18 protein-coding genes are annotated in these 18,326 nt (G+C 61.1%); 7 read left to right on the forward strand and 11 right to left on the reverse strand.

Translation table 11 applies throughout. The annotated features are described in order from the left end of the window. Positions 1-112: 112 nt before the first annotated feature. Genes DOM32_RS07495 through DOM32_RS07505 form a run of 3 tightly spaced genes read left to right on the forward strand, consistent with a single transcriptional unit; the run spans position 113 to position 2,421 of the window. Positions 113-1,270 carry a glycosyltransferase family 4 protein gene (locus tag DOM32_RS07495; protein ID WP_071230074.1) on the forward strand — a complete coding sequence of 386 codons (1,158 nt, stop codon included), beginning with the start codon at positions 113-115 and terminating at the stop codon, positions 1,268-1,270. Continuing rightward, complete coding sequence (locus DOM32_RS07500; protein ID WP_071230075.1) at positions 1,239-1,796, forward strand: phosphatase PAP2 family protein; 558 nt, start codon at positions 1,239-1,241, stop codon at positions 1,794-1,796. The genes DOM32_RS07495 and DOM32_RS07500 overlap by 32 nt, the downstream gene beginning before the upstream one ends. A gap of 7 nt (positions 1,797-1,803) precedes the next feature. Continuing rightward, positions 1,804-2,421: an alpha-ketoglutarate-dependent dioxygenase AlkB family protein gene (locus DOM32_RS07505; RefSeq protein WP_071230076.1), complete on the forward strand. Its 618-nt coding sequence runs from the start codon at positions 1,804-1,806 to the stop codon at positions 2,419-2,421. 120 nt (positions 2,422-2,541) lie between these two features. Here the strand turns inward: DOM32_RS07505 and gcvT are convergent, their stop codons facing one another. Then, positions 2,542-3,654 (reverse strand): glycine cleavage system aminomethyltransferase GcvT, encoded by a 1,113-nt coding sequence (gene gcvT, locus DOM32_RS07510; RefSeq protein ID WP_071230077.1) that lies wholly within the window; start codon positions 3,652-3,654, stop codon positions 2,542-2,544. A gap of 37 nt (positions 3,655-3,691) precedes the next feature. Further along, positions 3,692-5,080, reverse strand: coding sequence for an alanine/glycine:cation symporter family protein (locus DOM32_RS07515; protein ID WP_071230120.1), 1,389 nt, complete (start codon positions 5,078-5,080; stop codon positions 3,692-3,694). Between the two features lie 512 nt (positions 5,081-5,592). On the opposite strand from DOM32_RS07515, the gene gcvH reads away from it, so the two are divergent. Together gcvH and gcvP are read left to right on the forward strand one after the other, a co-directional pair. After that, positions 5,593-5,997, forward strand: a complete 405-nt coding sequence (gene gcvH / locus DOM32_RS07520; RefSeq protein ID WP_071230078.1) for a glycine cleavage system protein GcvH — start codon at positions 5,593-5,595, stop codon at positions 5,995-5,997. A gap of 92 nt (positions 5,998-6,089) precedes the next feature. Then, positions 6,090-8,990, forward strand: a complete 2,901-nt coding sequence (gene gcvP / locus DOM32_RS07525) for an aminomethyl-transferring glycine dehydrogenase (protein ID WP_071230079.1) — start codon at positions 6,090-6,092, stop codon at positions 8,988-8,990. A gap of 105 nt (positions 8,991-9,095) precedes the next feature. Here gcvP and DOM32_RS07530 read toward each other — a convergent pair whose 3' ends face one another. Continuing rightward, positions 9,096-10,031, reverse strand: a complete 936-nt coding sequence (locus DOM32_RS07530; RefSeq protein ID WP_071230080.1) for a LysR family transcriptional regulator — start codon at positions 10,029-10,031, stop codon at positions 9,096-9,098. 237 nt (positions 10,032-10,268) lie between these two features. On the opposite strand from DOM32_RS07530, the gene DOM32_RS07535 reads away from it, so the two are divergent. Next, complete coding sequence (locus DOM32_RS07535; RefSeq protein ID WP_083387148.1) at positions 10,269-10,598, forward strand: YfcL family protein; 330 nt, start codon at positions 10,269-10,271, stop codon at positions 10,596-10,598. Between the two features lie 34 nt (positions 10,599-10,632). Then, complete coding sequence (ppnN, locus tag DOM32_RS07540; protein WP_110632827.1) at positions 10,633-11,997, forward strand: nucleotide 5'-monophosphate nucleosidase PpnN; 1,365 nt, start codon at positions 10,633-10,635, stop codon at positions 11,995-11,997. A 204-nt stretch (positions 11,998-12,201) separates the two neighbouring features. Here the strand turns inward: ppnN and DOM32_RS07545 are convergent, their stop codons facing one another. The 8 genes from DOM32_RS07545 to infC all read right to left on the reverse strand — a co-directional run bounded on the left by DOM32_RS07545 (position 12,202) and on the right by infC (position 18,306). Continuing rightward, entirely contained in the window at positions 12,202-12,591 is a 390-nt protein-coding gene (locus DOM32_RS07545; protein WP_167400653.1) for a hypothetical protein, read from the reverse strand. Then, entirely contained in the window at positions 12,588-13,049 is a 462-nt protein-coding gene (locus tag DOM32_RS07550) for a flavodoxin domain-containing protein (protein WP_071230083.1), read from the reverse strand. The genes DOM32_RS07545 and DOM32_RS07550 overlap by 4 nt, the downstream gene beginning before the upstream one ends. 130 nt (positions 13,050-13,179) lie before the next feature. Then, on the reverse strand, positions 13,180-13,488 hold the full coding sequence (ihfA, locus tag DOM32_RS07555) for an integration host factor subunit alpha (protein ID WP_071230084.1): 309 nt from the start codon (positions 13,486-13,488) through the stop codon (positions 13,180-13,182). Between the two features lie 28 nt (positions 13,489-13,516). Continuing rightward, on the reverse strand, positions 13,517-15,898 hold the full coding sequence (pheT, locus tag DOM32_RS07560; protein ID WP_110632830.1) for a phenylalanine--tRNA ligase subunit beta: 2,382 nt from the start codon (positions 15,896-15,898) through the stop codon (positions 13,517-13,519). Between the two features lie 28 nt (positions 15,899-15,926). Then, on the reverse strand, positions 15,927-16,946 hold the full coding sequence (pheS, locus tag DOM32_RS07565; protein WP_071230086.1) for a phenylalanine--tRNA ligase subunit alpha: 1,020 nt from the start codon (positions 16,944-16,946) through the stop codon (positions 15,927-15,929). A 146-nt stretch (positions 16,947-17,092) separates the two neighbouring features. After that, positions 17,093-17,443, reverse strand: a complete 351-nt coding sequence (gene rplT / locus DOM32_RS07570) for a 50S ribosomal protein L20 (RefSeq protein ID WP_071230087.1) — start codon at positions 17,441-17,443, stop codon at positions 17,093-17,095. Between the two features lie 36 nt (positions 17,444-17,479). Beyond that, a complete protein-coding gene (gene rpmI, locus DOM32_RS07575) occupies positions 17,480-17,674 on the reverse strand; it encodes a 50S ribosomal protein L35 (RefSeq protein ID WP_071230088.1) in 195 nt (64 codons plus the stop codon). Between the two features lie 92 nt (positions 17,675-17,766). Continuing rightward, entirely contained in the window at positions 17,767-18,306 is a 540-nt protein-coding gene (infC, locus tag DOM32_RS07580) for a translation initiation factor IF-3 (protein WP_083387150.1), read from the reverse strand. Between the last annotated feature and the right edge of the window lie 20 nt (positions 18,307-18,326).

The following is an 18,326-nucleotide window of genomic DNA, read 5'->3' on the forward strand; positions in this document are numbered from 1 at the left end:
CCTTGACACATTGGCGTCATCGGTACCCCGCAGGATCGACAACCAGATCGATTACGGTTGGCGGCGAGTCGGGAATCCAGACAGCTTCGCTGGCGTGGAAGGAGTCATCAAAATGCGCATAGCCCTGGTCAGTGAAACCTGGGCGCCGGAGGTCAACGGCGTCGCTCACACCCTGAGCCAACTTGCCAGCCACCTGGTCTCCAAAGGCGTCACGCTGCAACTGATCCGACCCGATCCGGCGGGTGGCGAGCGTGATGCCCTGGCGGAAAGAGATGTTCACGTCCGCGGCGTTTCGCTACCGATCTATGCCGACGTCCATGTCGGCTGGCCGTGCCGACGTCGGCTGGTGCGGCTCTGGCGCCAGGAACGTCCCGACGCCATCTACATCGCCACCGAAGGTCCTCTCGGCTGGTCAGCCTTGAATGCGGCAAGGCACTTGCAGATACCGGTCGTCAGCGGGTTCCACACCAATTTCGATCAGTACGCCAGTAATTACCACCTCGGCTGGAGCATTCCGATTGCCCGCCGCGGTCTGCGATACTTCCACAATCGCTGCGACGCGACGCTGGTGCCCACGTCGGCACAGCGTCAGGCCCTGGAGGATAATGGCTACCGGCGCGTCTCGGTGCTGGCGCGGGGGGTGGACGCCGAGCGCTATCAACCCTCACGGCGGGATGCGGAACTGAGACGCCAATGGGGCGCCAGCCCGCACGATCCGGTGGCGCTTTATGTCGGCCGGCTCGCCAGCGAGAAGAATATCGAACTGCTGGCCACCACCATGGCGGCCATGCAGCGGGCCAACCCGTCGCTGGTACAAGTGCTGGTGGGCGACGGCCCTGCTCGCAGGAGCATTGCCCAGCGACTGCCCGACGCCGTGTTCACGGGCTTCCAGAAAGGAGAAGCCTTGGCGCGCCATTACGCCAGCGCGGACATGTTCATCTTTCCTTCGCTCTCGGAAACCTTCGGCAATGTAGTGCCAGAGGCGATGGCGAGCGGACTCGCCGTCGTGGCATTCGATCATGCCGCAGCGAAGGAGTTGATCACCGATGACGTCGATGGGCGGCTGGTCTCGCCGGACGATCGCGATGGCTTCATCCAGGCAGCGAGCGAGCTTTGCCAGCAGCCCGCTCTCTACGCCCGCCTGGGTCGCCAGGCACGCCAGCGCGCTTCGGGGCTGAGCTGGGCCCATATCGGCGACCGTTTTCTTGCCCATCTCATTCAGGTCCAGGGAACACAGCATGCCGCCACGCACTCAACGTCTCAGGTTTGAACAGCTGGATCGCGCCGAGAGCCGGCTCAGCCACTGGCTGGCGGAATTCTCTCGCCTCGCGCCGACCCTCTGGCTATTCCGTCTGGTCAGCCGTCTCGGCGACTGGCCGGCCTGGGTCGCAGTCGCCCTGCTGCAACCCCTCCTGCTGGGCCGGGAGGGATGGCTGATCGCGGCGCACTGGGGGCTGACGGCCAGCGTTGCCGCTCTCGTGTATCGCCTGCTCAAGACCCAGCTGTGCCGGGAACGCCCCTACATCACCTTCGATACGATCCGCTGCACGATGCCGCCGGTCGACCGTTACAGCTTCCCCAGCGGCCACACCCTGCACGCGGTGATGTTCAGCTGTCTGACCGCCGCGAGTACTCCGCAGCTACTGCCGATCGTGATTCCGCTTGCCGTCCTGATCGCGATCTCGCGCGTGGTGCTGGGTCTGCACTATGTCAGCGACGTCATCGTGGGGGCGCTGCTGGGATTCGCTCTGGCCTGGGGCAGCGGCCTGGCCGCCCTGTTCTTCTGGGGCGGGTAACGCTGCCATGTCCGAGCCGGACAGCAACGATTGGCAACGCATCGAAGAGTCGCCGATGCTGGCTCTGCTACCGAATTTTCTCGACGAAGAAGAGGCTTCCCGGCTCTGTCTCGCGCTCGATCATCAAATCGAATGGACCTCCCCAACCCTTCAACTTTACGGACGCCGGCACGTCATTCCGCGCTCCCAATGCTGGATGGGCGACCATGATGCGCACTATCGCTACTCCGGGCGTGCGTTCCAGCCACAGCCGTGGCATTCGCAGATCGAAAAGCTTAAGGATCGGGTTCAGCAGCTATTGCAGGCCCACGAGATGCCGTCGGCCGGTTTCAATAGCGTGCTGCTGAATCGCTACGCCAACGGCGAGCAGCGCATGGGCTGGCATAGCGACGATGAGCCGGAACTCGGCGAGGATCCGATCGTGGCCTCGGTGTCGCTGGGTAGCGAGCGTCCTCTTCGTTTTCGGGAGAAGACGGCCACACCTCGCCGCGCCTTCAACGTCTGGTTGCCCCACGGCAGCCTGTTACTGATGGGGCCCGGCGCCCAGGCCAGGTGGCAACACGCATTAGCCCCGCGAGCGATCGACGGCGTTCGTATCAATCTCACTTTCCGACGGATTCTTTAGCGTCTCCACCCTTTCCAGCTTCAGCACCTCTGCCTGGAAACAAAAACGCCTCCCTGATTTGGGGAGGCGAAGGAAGATAACGGTATAAATAGAACTCGACGGCTTCGAGTCCTGCGTCGATTATCCGCGATAGTAATTGGCCGGCACGAATGGCATCGCGCTGATGGTCATCGGCAACCGCTTGCCACGGACATCGGCATAGAGTGTCGTGCCTTTCTCGGCCGCCTCGATCGCTACGTAGGCCATGGCGACCGGCGCCCCGATGCTGGGCCCGAAGCTTCCCGACGTGACCTGTCCGACCTCGCGGTCATCCGCGTCGAACAGTTTGGCACCCTCCCGCACTGGCGCCCGGCCCTCGCCGATCAATCCGACGCGACGGCGACGGTGGTCCTTGGCTTGCAGTTGATGCAGCACCATATCGGCCCCGGGGAAACCGGCCTCCCGCTCGCCGCCAACCCGGCGCGGCTTGCCCACGGCCCAGGAGAGGCTCGCCTCGACGGGCGTAGTCGTGGTGTCGATATCGTGACCGTAGAGGCAGAGGCCGGCCTCGAGACGCAACGAATCCCGCGCTCCGAGGCCGATCGGCTCGACTTCCGGCTGATCGAGGAACCAGCGCGCCAGCGCTTCGGTGGCCTCCGCCGGTACCGAAATCTCGAACCCGTCCTCACCGGTGTACCCGCTGCGACTGATCCATAGCTCATGACCCATCACCTCGAAACGGCCATGCTGCATGAACACCAGTTCGCAGGCAGCCGGGCAGAGACGCTGCATGACGTCGCGAGCCTGCGGGCCTTGCACGGCCAACAAGCCCCGATCCAGAACTTCCACGTCATGGCCGGTACCGAGGCCGGTGCGCATCAGCGCAACGTCCTGATCCTTGCACGCCGCGTTGACAACCACGTACAGCGAATCGCCATGATTGACGATCATCAGGTCGTCCAGGATGCCGCCTTCGCTGTTGGTGAACAGGGCGTAGCGCTGCCCGCCTTCGGCCAGCCCCACGACATCGGCGGTCACCAGGGTTTCCATCGCCGCGGCGGGGGAAGGCCCGGTCACTCTCACCTGGCCCATGTGAGAGACGTCGAACAGACCACAGGCCCGACGCGTGTGCTCGTGCTCCTTCTTGACGCCCAGCGGATACTGCACGGGCATGCTGTAGCCGGCGAACGGCACCATCTTGCCACCGAGCTCTTGATGCAGCGCGAACAGCGGGGTCTGTTTCATAGTAGACATCGAAGTCTCCAGTTAAGCGCAGAGAGAAAAGTCATGCTTATCGATCACGGCCTTCCAGCGCCTCTCCCGGCAGAACGGTCTTGCCGGCGAAGTGATCGCGAGTCAGCTTGAATACGACCGGGGACAACAGCGCCAGAGCGATCAGGTTCGGGATCGCCATCATCGCATTGAAGGTGTCCGCCACCAGCCAGATGAAATCCAGCTTTGCCATGGCGCCAACTGGCACCGCCAGCACGAACAGAATCCGATAGAGCAGAATCGCCCGGTCGCCGAACAGGTACTGAAAACACTTCTCGCCGTAGAACGACCAGCCCAGGATCGTCGTGAAGGCGAATATCGACAGCGCGATCGCGACGATATGCTGGCCGATACCCGGCAGCGCGCTATCGAAAGACAGCGAGGTCAATGCCGCGCCGCTTTCGCCGTCCAGCCAGTGTACCGAAGTCAGAATGACCAGCGCGGTCATCGTGCACACGACCAGCGTATCGATGAACGTGCCCAGCATGGCGATCAGCCCCTGACGGACCGGATTACGCGTCTGCGCGGCCGCATGCGCGATCGGCGCACTACCCAGACCGGCCTCGTTGGAAAAGATCCCCCGCGCCACACCGAAGCGGATGGCGGCTGCGACCGCAGCGCCGGCGAAACCGCCACTGGCCGCGATGGGCTGGAACGCGTGCGCGAAAATCGTGCCCAGGGCGTTACCGATCTGATCGGCATTGATGATCAGCACGACGATGCCGGCGGCGAAGTAGGCCACGGCCATCAATGGCACCAGCTTGCCGGCAACACTGGAAATACGCTTGATTCCCCCCAGAATGACCGCACCGGCGAGCACCATGATGATGACTCCGGTCAGCCAGGCAGGCACGCCGAAGGACGTCGTCAATGCATCCGCGACGGAATTGGCCTGCACGGTATTACCGATACCGAAAGCCGCCACGGCACCAAAGAAAGCGAACATCCCGCCCAGCCACGCCCAGCGCTTGCCCAGCCCGTTACGGATGTAATACATCGGCCCGCCGACGTGATCACCCCGGGAATCCGTCTGCCGATACCGAACTGCCAGCACGGCTTCGGCGAATTTCGTTGCCATGCCGACCAGCGCAGTCAGCCACATCCAGAACACTGCCCCCGGGCCGCCGAGCGCGATGGCCGTGGCCACACCGGCAATATTCCCTGTCCCTATCGTGGCCGAAAGCGCCGTCATCAGCGCATTGAACGGTGATATCTCGCCGTCGTTGTGGCTGTCGGCCTCGCTGCGGCGGCCGCTCCATAGCAAACTGAAACCGAGCCCAAGCTTGCGGATGGGCATCAACTTGAGCCCCAGTTGCAGGTAGATACCGACCCCGAACAGCAGAATCAGCATCAGCGGGCCCCAGACCACGCCGTTGATAGCGCTGAAAATCGTAGTGAGTTGATCCACGTCGAACTCCATTTATTGGGTTGTTGTCGCTGTCGAACAGGCCAGAGCGTGCCGCAATAGCCACGAACGCTCATGGATGGCCAAAACGTGGCAACGATAGAGGATTCCACTACGCATCCACAATGATCCCAAAGCCTTTACCCCTCTGCATGGGCCTCGGCGTGTCGTTGGCTACCTTAGCGAAAAGCCTCTTTTGTTTCCAATAAGAAACACGTGCTCCCGGCTTCGAGGGAAAGCGCCAGGCCGTCAAATTTCCGACACCATCTTCCGATGGCGCTTCCTGGCACCGATGACTGGCCGGAGCCCCTGCATCGAAAGTGCGCAGCCACGCCACGAGGGACGGAAACCCTCCTTACGAGACTGGACGTTTCCCGGATCTGGGCTCAATCTAGTAGCGCGATTCCTGTTCCTTGAGCGGGAAGCATGTGGGGCTATGCCAATCGACGCCACATTGAGGCATAATGCCCACCAAAATTACCTGACTCGAAAATTGTTTCGTATAGGAAACCTTCATGAGCGAAATCCCCAACAACCTGCTCTATACCGACAGCCACGAATGGGTGCTGGACAACGGCGATGGTACGGTGACCGTCGGCATTACCGATCACGCTCAGGAAGCACTGGGTGACGTGGTCTTCGTCGAATTGCCGGAAGCGGGCCGCGAACTGGATGCGGGCGACGAATTCGGCGTCATCGAGTCGGTCAAGGCCGCGTCCGACCTCTACTCGCCGCTGGCGGGTGAAGTCGTCGAGGTCAACGAAGCACTGGAGGACAGTCCCGAGACCGTCAACGACTCCCCTTATGGCGAAGGATGGATACTCAAGCTGCAACTGGCGGACCAGAGCGATCTGGAATCGCTGATGTCGGCCGAGGCCTACTCCGGTCTGGTCGCCGCCGAGGAAGATCAGGACAGCTGATCATTCTCCTCCATGCCCTCAAGCCGTGACCGTTCGGTGGCGAGCCATCGAGCGGTCGATTTCCCTTCCCTGCCAACCTCGCCGGATAGATCATGCCCACCGAGACTCGACCGTTAACCGACCTGGCCAATCACGCCGACTTTCTTCAGCGCCACAATGGTCCTGCGCCCAGCGATATCAGCGAGATGCTCAAGACGCTCGATATGCCATCGCTGAAGACACTGATCGATCGAACCATACCCAAGGGGATTCGTCTCGAAGGCGATCTGGACCTGGATGGTCCGCGCGGAGAATCAGAGGCGCTGGACTATCTGCGGGGTCTGGCACGGCAGAACAAGGTGTTCAAGAGTTACATCGGCCAAGGCTACTATCCGACGCATCTCCCGGCGGTGATCCAGCGCAACGTGCTGGAGAACCCGGGCTGGTATACTGCCTATACACCCTACCAGCCGGAAATTGCCCAGGGGCGTCTCGAAGGGCTGCTCAACTTCCAGCAGATGGTAATGGACCTGACCGGCATGGCCATCGCCAACGCCTCGCTGCTCGATGAAGCGACGGCGGCTGCCGAGGCGATGGCGCTGTGCCGGCGTGCGAACAAGAAGCACAAGAGCCAGCGCTTCTTCGTGGCGGACAACGTGCTGCCGCAGACCCTGGACGTCCTGCGCACGCGCGCGGCCTACCTGGGCTTCGAACTGGTCGTGGCCCCTGCGCCCCGGCTCGCCGAGGAAGACGTGTTCGGCGCCCTGCTGCAATACCCGGGTGTCGACGGCGATATCGGTGACATCGAAGGCATCGTTGCCGAGGCGCGCTCGCGCCAGATCATGACCTGCGTGGCGGCGGATCTGATGAGCCTGGTCATGCTCAAGGAGCCAGGCGCCATGGGTGTCGATATCGTGCTGGGCAATTCCCAGCGGTTCGGCGTCCCCATGGGCTACGGCGGCCCACATGCAGCCTTCTTTGCAACCAGCGAGGCGCTCAAGCGTTCGCTGCCGGGCCGCGTCATCGGTGTCTCCAAGGATAGCCGTGGACGCCCGGCGCTGCGTATGGCGATGCAGACACGCGAGCAGCACATCCGCCGCGAAAAGGCCACGTCCAACATCTGTACCGCGCAGGCGCTGCTGGCGAACATCGCGGGCTTCTACGCCGTCTACCATGGTGCCGAGGGTCTCCGCACCATCGCCGGCCGCATTCACCGCCTGACCACGCTGCTGGCGTCGGGTCTCGAACGCCATGGCATCACCCTCAAGCACGACAGCTGGTTCGATACTCTGACATTGACCGGCGTGGACAGTCATCGCATCCAGGGACGCGCCCTGACCCACGAGATCAATCTTCGTTACCCCGCCGACGGCGAGGTCGGCGTGAGTCTCAACGAAACCACCACCGCCGCCGACCTGGCGGCACTGTTCGACGTGCTGATCGGCGAAGAGCATGGTTTGTCGGTGAGCGAGCTCGACCGGGAGGCCGTCGAGCGCGGCGCCAGCGGGATTCCGACCGCCTACCGTCGCGACAGCGAGTTTCTCCAGCATCCCAATTTCCAGCGTTTCCGCAGCGAGACCGAAATGCTGCGCTATCTCAAGCGGCTGGAAAATCGCGACCTGTCGCTCACGCACGCGATGATCCCGCTGGGTTCATGCACCATGAAGCTGAACGCCACCAGCGAAATGATTCCGATCACCTGGCCGGAATTCGCCAACATTCATCCGTTCGCGCCCAGCGAACAGACGTCCGGCTACCGCCAGATGATCACCGAGCTCAGCGATTTCCTGATCGAGATCACCGGCTACGACAGCATCTCGATGCAGCCGAACTCCGGCGCCCAGGGTGAGTACGCCGGGCTGGTCGCCATTCGCCGCTACCAGGCCGCCATCGGCGAAGGTCATCGCGATATCTGCCTGATTCCCAGCTCGGCGCATGGCACCAACCCCGCTTCTGCCGCGATGGCGCAGATGAAAGTCGTCGTCGTCGAATGCGATCGGGACGGCAACATCGACATGGCCGATCTCGAGGCCAAGGCTACCCGGCACCGCGACAATCTCTCCGCGATCATGCTGACCTATCCCTCGACCCATGGCGTGTTCGAGGAGAATATCCGCCAGGCCTGTCAGCTCATTCACGACAACGGCGGCCAGGTCTACATCGACGGAGCCAACATGAACGCCCAGGTCGGCCTGTGCCGCCCCGGGGACTATGGCGGCGACGTCTCGCACCTCAATCTGCACAAGACGTTCTGCATTCCGCATGGCGGCGGCGGCCCGGGCATGGGTCCGATCGGCGTCAAGGGGCATCTGGCCCCCCATTTGCCCAATCACGTCGTGACCCCGCAGGAAGGGATCGAGAAGGACTCGGGCGCCGTCTCGGCTGCCGCTTTCGGCAGCGCTTCGATCCTGCCAATCTCCTGGGCGTACATCAAGATGATGGGCGCTCGTGGTCTGCGCGAAGCGACCGAGTTGGCCATCCTCAATGCCAACTACATCGCCAAGCGGCTGGCGCCGCACTATCCGGTGCTCTACCAGGCCGCCAATGGCACGGTCGCTCACGAGTGCATTCTCGACATGCGTCCGCTCAAGGCGACGTCGGGTATCAGCGAAGAGGATATCGCCAAGCGCCTGATGGACTACGGCTTCCACGCCCCGACGATGTCCTTCCCGGTTGCCGGGACACTGATGGTCGAGCCGACCGAATCCGAATCCCGCTACGAGCTCGATCGCTTCTGCGATGCCATGATCGCCATCCGTGAAGAGATCGCGCGAGTCGAGTCCGGCGAATGGCCGAAGGATTCGAACCCGCTGGTGATGGCGCCCCATACCATGGCGGATATCACCGAGGAGAGCTGGGAGCGCCCCTACTCCCGCGAGCGGGCGGTCTTCCCCACGGAAGCCGTGCGCGATGCCAAGTACTGGCCGGCCGTCAATCGTGTCGACAACGTCTTCGGCGACCGCAACCTGATCTGCAGCTGCCCGCCGATCGATGCCTACCGCGATGCGTCATAGATTGACGCTGCATTAGCAAAAACCAGAACGGCCGCTCGATGAGCGGCCATTCTCGATCCAACGAATATCCGGTAGACGACGCACCGAGTGAGCGCGCCGCAGCTATCAGACCTCTTCGCTTCCCGTCGTTTCCAGCGTGGGAAGATCACTGTAGCCGTAGAGAGCATTGAGACGCTGCTGGCGAAACGACTCCAGCAACTGGCGATAGCGTTTGGGCAGCTCGACATCCGTCCGCGATACCAGGTGCAGTGTCTCGTAGACCGGCTGCGACAATGTCATCTCCTTGACCTGGCGCTGCCATGGCGAGGTTTCCAGTACGGGCCGGGAAACCACCGTGAATCCCAGCCCACGGGCCACCGCATCCAGCACCTGGCCCACTTCGTTGGTGAAACCCTGGCGCGGGAAATGGCTCATGCTGCGAAATTCGCTGCCGAAGTTGCTCCGCAGCAGGAGACTCGCATTGGTATTGCCATCGTTGTAATTGACGAACCCCAACGCCAGCAGCTCACTGAAAGTGGTTCCCGTGAAATCCGCCGGAACCACCAGACACAGGGGCTCCTGGTGCCAGGCCTCGAAGGTCAGATCGGGCTGCTTGCTGATTTCGGTGACGATGCCAACGTCGTAGCGCCCCGCCACCACGTCATGGGCAATTTCATGGTTGAACGCAAAACTGTAGTTGACCGTCAACCCGGGATGCATCTGCTGATAACCCAACAGGAACGGATAGAACATCAGGCCGACGCTACCCGGAGAGGCGATCCGACACTCGCCGCTGTCCGGAGAGTCGTCATCCAGCGAATGGCGGAAATGTTCGTGCTCGGCAAACAGCTTGACCGCATAGTCGTAGGCCCGACGGCCGGGATCGGTCAACGAGAAACGGCGGCCGTGACGATTGAGCAGGGAGCGTCCGAGATACTCCTCGAGCTTGCGCACATGCTGGCTGACGCCTGGCTGGGTCATGTCGAGTTTGCGCGCGGTCTGGGTAAAGCTACCCGTCTCGACGAGCATCATGTAAGTACGGAAATACTGGGCGTTGAACATGGGAATTCGAACCACTCAAGCTGTACGGCAGTTAAAGCGCTTCGACCCGGAATGCGCCGCAGACCGCATTTCGATAACGCCTAGTTGTCAGATATGAACTTTCCAATCATACCAATTTATAGGAAAAACCGCACCTGTTAACCACCTCAACCACTGCCCGACCACGGTCGTCGACACGTAGCACTGTTTGCCAGCCGCCCCCGACACACCCAGCCCCACTGCGACGACCAGCCGCTCATGTTAGCATTGGCAAGCTCCCACTCAGGATTGAAGAACCCTATGTCTGATCCCTTTGCGCAGCGCGCCAAGGCCGTGCAGCAAACGCTACTCGTGATGGAAGAAAATGCCGATGACAGCGAGCTTTTCGCCCTAGGCTACATGATTCCGCAAATCGGCCTGGTACAGGAAATGGCCGAATACGATCCGGCTGAAGTCGAGGCCGAAGATTTCGATGCGACCTACTGGCAGTGGCTGGAGAGCACGTTCGCCCAGGACAACATGAGCGAAGCCGATCAAGAGCAGATCGCCTCTCTCTGGCAGACCGCCGCCGCACGCGCCGCTCTTTGAATGACCGATATCTACTTCCATGAGGATGCCGTCCATGCCTGAGACGCTATCAACCATCGTTTCCCCCGAGGGTAGTCTCGAGGTGCTGTCTCAATCCGAAGTCAATCGACTGCGGGACACGTCGACGAGCGGCCTTCACGATCTGGTCAGACGCTGCGCGCTGGCGATTCTCAATTGCGACACGCCCACCGACGATGGCCTGGCGGTGATGGAAGCCTATCAGGATTTCGACATCGAGGTTCTGCAGCAGGATCGCGGTATCCGACTCAAGCTCTCCAATGCCCCGGCCTGCGCGTTCGTCGACGGACGCATGATTCGCGGCGTGCGGGAACAGCTCTCCGCAGTGCTGAGAGACATCGTCTACGTCTACAACGAGATCCAGAACAATCCCAAGTTCGACCTGGAAACCAACGAGGGATCGACCAACGCCGTCTTTCACATCCTGCGTAACGCCAGCACCCTGCGCACGGCCCAGGAACCAAGCATGGTGGTGTGCTGGGGCGGGCACTCGATCACCCGCGAAGAGTATGACTACACCAAGGCCGTGGGTTACCACATGGGCCTGCGCGGGCTGGATATCTGCACCGGCTGCGGCCCGGGGGCCATGAAAGGCCCGATGAAGGGCGCCAACCTCGCCCACGCCAAGCAGCGTCGCAAGGACAGCCGCTACCTGGGCATATCCGAACCCGGCATCATTGCCGCCGAATCGCCCAACCCGATCGTCAATGAACTGGTCATCATGCCGGACATCGAGAAACGTCTCGAAGCTTTCGTGCGTATCGGCCATGGCATCGTGGTATTCCCGGGCGGTGTGGGCACGGCGGAAGAGATCCTCTATCTGCTCGGCATTCTGATGCACCCGAAGAACCGCGACATCCCTTTCCCGGTCATCTTTACCGGGCCGGAAAGCGCGCGGGCCTATTTCCAGCGTATCGACGAATTCCTGCGTTATACCCTGGGGGAAGACGTGGGCCGATATTATCGTATCGTGGTAGACGATCCGGTCACGGTGTCTCGCCTGATGCGTGACGGCATCCAGGAAGTCGCCGAATTCCGTCGCCAACAGAACGATGCGTTCTACTTCAACTGGCGGCTGAATATCGAGCGCGGATTCCAGGAGCCCTTCGAGCCGACTCACGAGGCCATGGCAGCACTGGCGCTTCACCATGACCAGCCCAACCACATCCTGGCCGCCAATCTGCGTCGCGCGTTCTCGGGAATCGTTGCCGGCAACGTCAAGGAACCCGGCATCCGCGCCATCGCAGCCCGTGGCCCCTTTCGGCTGCATGCAGAGCCTGAACTGATGTCCCGCCTGGATGCACTGTTGACGTCATTCGTCGCCCAGGGCCGCATGAAGCTGCCCGGCAAAGAATACGTGCCCTGCTACACCCTTGGCTAAGCGCAACGATTCGCTGGGCCGCTGACGCAAAGCGCGGCGTTTGGAAGTCGGAAACGGTGGATCTTGGAGACGAAGACGGCGGGCCAATTGGCCCGCCGTCTTCGTTGATCGAGAAGTCTAGAGCAAGAACTCCTGTTGAACTTCACGCATGTATCAGGCAGACGGGTCTAGCATCAATCAAACTTGGCTCGATCAATCCGGTTCTCAGTGACGACGCCGCCAGATTCGAACGACCACATGGAGCAGCAGACCCAGTGCCGCGCCTTGCGACAGGATGACCGCCCAATGATCGGCCGCCACGTCCGCCCAGTGCCAGGCGCCAATCAACAGGCAACCGATCAACAGACATCCACCCAGATGCTTGATCGCGGCGGGACAACGCTCCCGCTGTGCCGAGGCCATCAGTCGCCAGAATCCGATCAATGCCACGACGATCGCGACCATCAGAATCGCGAGCAGGGCCAGGCGCGTCGTATCGTGCTGCAACCAGTAACGGGGCAGCGATACCAGCATGACCAGCCACAGGCCCAACAGCGTACTCCAGCGCGTGGCCGTCAACGTTCTGGCCGCAGCCGATGACTGCGGCTCCGTCACGTCGCGAGGCCTTCGGATTCTATCCATGCTTCCACCCAGGGAACGGCAGCATCATCTGCCATGAAAGTTTCCATTGCATCGATTTCGAGACGTTCGCCCAGACGTCGCCCACCCAGGTCGGCAAGCAGCTCGTCCAGCGCCCTACCGGAACCGCAGAAAGTGTCGCCATAGGAGCTGTCCCCCAAGGCGATCAGACCATAGCGCAGAGCAGCGAGACTCGGCGGCTGCGACTTCAATTCACGCACGAAAGGGACGAAGTCGCCAGGAAAGTCGCCGCTCCCCGTGGTAGAGACGCAGAACAACGCCAGATCCGGCATGTCTTCGGTCAGGTCATTCACACTCGGCTGTTCGATGACGGACACGTCGTAACCCGCCTGCTCGAATAACGGCGAAACCTGTTCCGCGACATCCAGTGCACCACCATAAACGGTGCCGACGAAAATTTTCAGCTTGGGCATAACACTCGGTCAGCGATGGATTTGCGCGGGAGCTTAGCACAGCTCGCCCTTGGGTCTCACGCGGCAAGGCCCCAAACACAACCGCCCGCCAGTTTTCACTGGCAGGCGGTCGATGGGGCACGGGCGCGGCTCAGTCCTCTTGCAGCTCGCCGTCAAAGCTTTCCACTTTGGCCTTGAGCTTCTGGCCAGGGCGGAAAGTAACGACTCGCCGAGCGGAGATCGGAATCTCCTCTCCCGTCTTGGGATTACGTCCGGGCCGCTCCCGCTTGTCCCGCAAATCGAAGTTGCCGAATCCGGACAGCTTCACCTGCTCATTCTCGCGCAGACAACCGCGAATTTCCTCGAAGAACGTTTCCACCATGTACTTGGCCTCCCGCTTGGAGAAACCCAGTTCGGCGTGAAGATGCTCCGCAAGCTCAGCTTTCGTCAGCGCTCCCATGATCGCTCCCTTCGCGCAGGATGACAGATCAACTTCGCAGTTTGGCACCGAAGCGCACTTGCGCGACTTCCACCACGTCTGCAATCAACTGATTGATTTCTTCATCGTTGAGAGTGCGCGAAGGATGCTGCCAGGTCAAGCCCAGGGCGACGCTCTTGTCACCATCGTCCACTCCTTTGCCCTGATACACGTCGAATAGCTGCCACTGCGTCAACCAGTCACCGGCCCGACTCCGAATGGCATCGACCAGCGGCGCAATCTCGACCTCTTCCTTGACCACGAACGCCAGATCCCGACGCACCTCGGGATACCGGGACAGCGGCTTGAATTGCGGTATCGCTCCCTGGGTCAGCGCTGCCTGCTCCACTTCGAAGACGTAAACCTCGGGCTTGATATCGAGCTGGGCACGGATGCCGGGATGCAAGGCCCCCAACCATCCGACGACCTTGCCATCACGGCAGAGCTGTGCAGAACGCCCCGGATGCAGCGCGGGGTGCGTTGCGGCAACGAAAGTCCATTCATCGGCCTTTCCCCCCAACGCGACCAAGCTTTCGAGATCGCCCTTCAGATCGTAGAAATCGACCGAGTCACGATGGGCAGACCAGCCTTCCACGTCTCGGGAGCCGCAAATCAGGCCACCGAACATCGGCGTCTGAACCAGTTCGTCCAGCTCGCCCTGGAAAACCAGCCCGGCCTCGAACAGCCGCACGCGGTGCTGCTGACGGTTGAGATTATGCATCAGCGCCTTGATCAACCCCGGAAAGAGGCTATGCCGCATCACCGACATGTCGCTGGAGATCGGGTTGGCCAGCGCCGGCGAAACTGCGTCCGGCGTGATCAACGCCTGGAGATCCGGCGATACGAAACTGTAGGTCACGGCCTCCTGATAGCCGCGAGAAACCATGTGGCGACGCAGATGTCGCAGCGGCAGAGACGCCTCGTCGTCTGTCGTCAGGCCGAGACGCGCCTGCGGGCGACGTACCGGCAGCCGGTTATAACCGTGAATACGAGCAACTTCCTCGATCAGATCCTCTTCGATGGAGACATCGAAACGCCAGCTCGGGATCTGCACATGCCAGCTCCGATCCGCCGCCGTGCTGGCCATTCCCAGCGACTGAAAGATGCGTTGGATCTCCTCGTCGGACAGACGAACGCCCAGGCAAGCGGACAGCCGCTCACGGCGAAGCTCGACATCCGGACGCCGAGGCAGGTGCGCCGGCTGCATTACCTCGGTAATGGGACCAGGAGAACCTCCAACGATGGCAATCAACAACTCGGTGGCCCGCTCCATGGCTGGACGCGTGATCTCCGGATCCACGCCGCGCTCGAAACGGTGCGAAGCATCCGTATGCAGCCCGAAATCGCGCGCCTTGCCAGCCACCGCAATCGGTGAAAAGTAAGCGGCTTCCAAAAACAGATTACGCGTCTCGCCGGTCACCCCGGTCGCCTCGCCTCCCATCACACCCGCGATGGCCAGCGCACGATCCTGGTCGGCGATGACGAGCGTATCCTCGTTCAACACCACTTCCTGGCCGTCCAGCAGCGTAAGACGCTCATCGGCATTCGCCCGACGGACTTCGATCCCGCCCTTCAAGGCATCGAGATCGAAGGCATGCATCGGCTGCCCCAGTTCGAGCATGACATAGTTGGTCACATCGACCGCCGGATCGATGCTGCGAATCCCGCTGCGACGCAGGCGCTCCTGCATCCACAATGGCGTACTCGCCGTGACGTCGACATCACGAATGATACGGCCCAGGTAGCGCGGGCACCGCTCTTCGTCACTCACAGCGACCGGGAACTGCGCATCATGGCGCGCCTCGACCGGGGCGATGCTCGGTTCGACGACCTGTGTTCCGGTCACGCAACCGACTTCCCGCGCCATGCCCCGCAGGCTGAGGCAGTCGCCGCGATTTGGGGTCAGGTCCACCTCGATGGTGTGGTCATCCAGTTGCAACCAGGTCCGGAAATCCTCACCGACAGGTGCGTCTTGCGGCAAGACATAAATTCCCTCCGAGCGCCCTTCTTCCAGGCCGAGTTCGGAGGCAGAACAGATCATCCCGCGAGATTCGACCCCACGCAGCTTGGCTTTCTTGATCTTGAAATTCTCGGGAAGCACTGCACCGACACGCGCGAAAGGCACCTTCTGGCCGATATCGACGTTAGGCGCACCGCAGACGACCTGAACCGGCTCCCCGGAACCGTCATCGACCTGGCAGACATTGAGCTTGTCCGCATCGGGATGCTGAGATTTGGCGACGACCTCGGCCACGATAACGCCCTGAAAAATGGCACCGACCGGCTCGACGGCATCGACTTCCAGGCCCGCCATGGTAATGGCGTCTGCCAGGGCCTGCGTATCGAGCGCCGGTGAAACCCATTCGCGCAGCCACGCTTCGGAAAACTTCATCTTGATACTCCTTGACTGGGCGACGGACTCAGTTGAACTGACTCAGGAAACGCAGATCGTTGTCGAAAAACAGCCGCAAATCATTCACCCCGTAGCGCAGCATGGCCAGCCGCTCCGCTCCCATGCCGAAGGCAAAGCCGGTATAACGCTCGGCATCGACGCCCGAATGACGAAACACCGCCGGATGAACCATCCCGCACCCCATCACCTCGAGCCATCCGCTGTGCGAACAGACGCGACAGCCAGCGCCCTGACACATCACGCATTGAATATCGACTTCGGCCGAGGGCTCGGTGAACGGAAAATAGGATGGCCGGAAGCGCACCTCTAGATCGTCTCGCTCGAAGAACGCCTGCAAGAAGTCGGCGATCGTCCCTTTGAGGTCGGCAAAACTGACGCCTTCGTCGACCAGCAGACCCTCTACCTGATGGAACATCGGCGTGTGGGTCAGATCGGAATCGCTGCGATAGACCCGCCCCGGGCAGACGATGCGAATGGGGGGCTCCTGCGACTGCATGGTACGCACCTGTACCGGTGAGGTATGCGTCCGCAACAGACGAGTGGCGTCGAAATAGAAGGTATCTGCCATGCCGCGCGCAGGATGATGAGCGGGAATGTTCAGCGCTTCGAAATTATGAAAATCGTCCTCGATTTCCGGACCGACGGCGACCTCGAAGCCAATGTGTTGAAACAGGGATTCGATACGCTCCAGCGTCTTGGTCACGGGGTGCAGGCCACCGTTGGCTTCGCCCCGTCCCGGCAGGGTGACGTCGATGCGCTCCGCCTCGAGCCGAGCCTGCATGGCGGACCGTTCGATCACCTGCTTGCGATGCTCGAGCTCCTGCTGCAACGCCTGCTTGGCTTCGTTGATGCGTTCACCGGCAGCCGGTCGCTCTTCGGGTGATAGTTGCCCCAACCCCTTGAGCAACGCCGTAATCTCGCCTTTCTTGCCCAGAAAACGCACACGCACCTGGTCGAGAGCCTGGGCGTCTTCGGCCGCGGCAATGGCCGCTTTCGCCTCGTTGACCAGGGCAGGAAGATGATCCATCCGTCGAGCTCCGCTTATCGTTCGTTACGCAGCGCCGTCGGTCACGAACGACGCGGCGATGCAGTATAAAAAAACAGGGGAAGAGCAGCTGCTCTTCCCCTGGATAGGTCACATGACTCATCGCCCTCGCAGGGCAAAATGACCTGTTATGCAGCTTTGGCTTTCTCGACGATTGCCGCGAACGTCGCTTTCTCGTGAACGGCCAGATCAGCCAGCACCTTACGGTCGATTTCGATGCCGGCCTTTTTCAGACCTGCCACGAAACGGCTGTAGGACATGCCGTTGACACGAGCTGCCGCGTTGATACGCGTGATCCACAGAGCGCGGAACTGGCGCTTACGCTGGCGGCGGTCACGATAGGCATACTGACCGGCTTTGATGACGGCCTGCTTGGCTACGCGGAAAACGCGCGAACGCGCACCATAGTAGCCCTTGGCCTGCTTCATGATCTTCTTGTGACGACGACGTGCGACGACACCACGCTTGACGCGAGACATAGTACTCTCCTGACGTTAAAAACTGACGACCAAGTGTTACAGGTTGGGCAGCATGCGGGTAACGAGCTGCTTGTCGGCAGCGTGTACCTGCTTCATCCCGCGCAACTGACGCTTACGCTTGGTAGACTTTTTGGTCAGGATGTGACTACGGAAAGACTGCTTGTGCTTGAAGCCGTTACCAGTCTTCTTGAAGCGCTTGGCAGCGCCGCTGTTGCTCTTGATTTTCGGCATGGGAAAACTCCACTCCGCTCTTTTTTAGAAAACCCGAGGCCGAAAACGACGAGCGATGAAGCTCGTCGTTTCCCGTTCGACTTGCCCGCGGATCACTTCTTCTTGGGCGCAAGAATCATGATCATCTGACGGCCTTCCATCTTGGGGAAGGACTCGACAGCAGCCAGCTCTTCCAGGTCGGCGGCAATCCGTTCCATCAGTCGGCGACCGATGTCCTGGTGTGCCATTTCACGACCACGGAAGCGCAGGGTGACCTTACCCTTGTCGCCACCTTCGAGGAAACGAATCAGGTTTTTCAACTTCACCTGATAATCGCCCTCGTCCGTGCCAGGACGGAATTTCACTTCCTTGACCTGGATCTGTTTGGTTTTCTTCTTCTGAGCAGATTTCTGCTTTTTCTGCTCGAAGAGGAACTTGCCGTAGTCCATGATTTTACAGACGATAGGATCGGCATTGGAAATCTGGACGAGATCCATACCGGCTTCCTCGGCGCGTTCGAGCGCCTCCTGCATGGGAACGACTCCCACCTGTTCACCCTCGGCATCGATAAGGCGAACTTCGTCTGCACGAATACGGTCGTTTATGGGCGCGCGCTTTTCCTGAGGGCGCCCGCGCTGATTATTACGCTTGATCGTTAGATCTCCATCTGGCG

It is taken from the genome of Salinicola salarius, assembly GCF_003206135.1.
GTDB lineage: Bacteria > Pseudomonadota > Gammaproteobacteria > Pseudomonadales > Halomonadaceae > Salinicola > Salinicola salarius.

Coding starts and splice junctions, on each gene's coding strand:
- rpmI (WP_071230088.1), bottom strand. CDS start 17,674: ATGCCGAAAATCAAGAGCAACAGCGGCGCTGCCAAGCGCTTCAAGAAG.
- gcvT (WP_071230077.1), bottom strand. CDS start 3,654: ATGTCTACTATGAAACAGACCCCGCTGTTCGCGCTGCATCAAGAGCTC.
- DOM32_RS07535 (WP_083387148.1), top strand. CDS start 10,269: ATGTTAGCATTGGCAAGCTCCCACTCAGGATTGAAGAACCCTATGTCT.
- DOM32_RS07495 (WP_071230074.1), top strand. CDS start 113: ATGCGCATAGCCCTGGTCAGTGAAACCTGGGCGCCGGAGGTCAACGGC.
- pheT (WP_110632830.1), bottom strand. CDS start 15,898: ATGAAGTTTTCCGAAGCGTGGCTGCGCGAATGGGTTTCACCGGCGCTC.
- gcvH (WP_071230078.1), top strand. CDS start 5,593: ATGAGCGAAATCCCCAACAACCTGCTCTATACCGACAGCCACGAATGG.
- rplT (WP_071230087.1), bottom strand. CDS start 17,443: ATGTCTCGCGTCAAGCGTGGTGTCGTCGCACGTCGTCGTCACAAGAAG.
- pheS (WP_071230086.1), bottom strand. CDS start 16,946: ATGGATCATCTTCCTGCCCTGGTCAACGAGGCGAAAGCGGCCATTGCC.
- ppnN (WP_110632827.1), top strand. CDS start 10,633: ATGCCTGAGACGCTATCAACCATCGTTTCCCCCGAGGGTAGTCTCGAG.
- ihfA (WP_071230084.1), bottom strand. CDS start 13,488: ATGGGAGCGCTGACGAAAGCTGAGCTTGCGGAGCATCTTCACGCCGAA.
- DOM32_RS07505 (WP_071230076.1), top strand. CDS start 1,804: ATGTCCGAGCCGGACAGCAACGATTGGCAACGCATCGAAGAGTCGCCG.
- gcvP (WP_071230079.1), top strand. CDS start 6,090: ATGCCCACCGAGACTCGACCGTTAACCGACCTGGCCAATCACGCCGAC.
- DOM32_RS07500 (WP_071230075.1), top strand. CDS start 1,239: ATGCCGCCACGCACTCAACGTCTCAGGTTTGAACAGCTGGATCGCGCC.
- DOM32_RS07550 (WP_071230083.1), bottom strand. CDS start 13,049: ATGCCCAAGCTGAAAATTTTCGTCGGCACCGTTTATGGTGGTGCACTG.
- DOM32_RS07530 (WP_071230080.1), bottom strand. CDS start 10,031: ATGTTCAACGCCCAGTATTTCCGTACTTACATGATGCTCGTCGAGACG.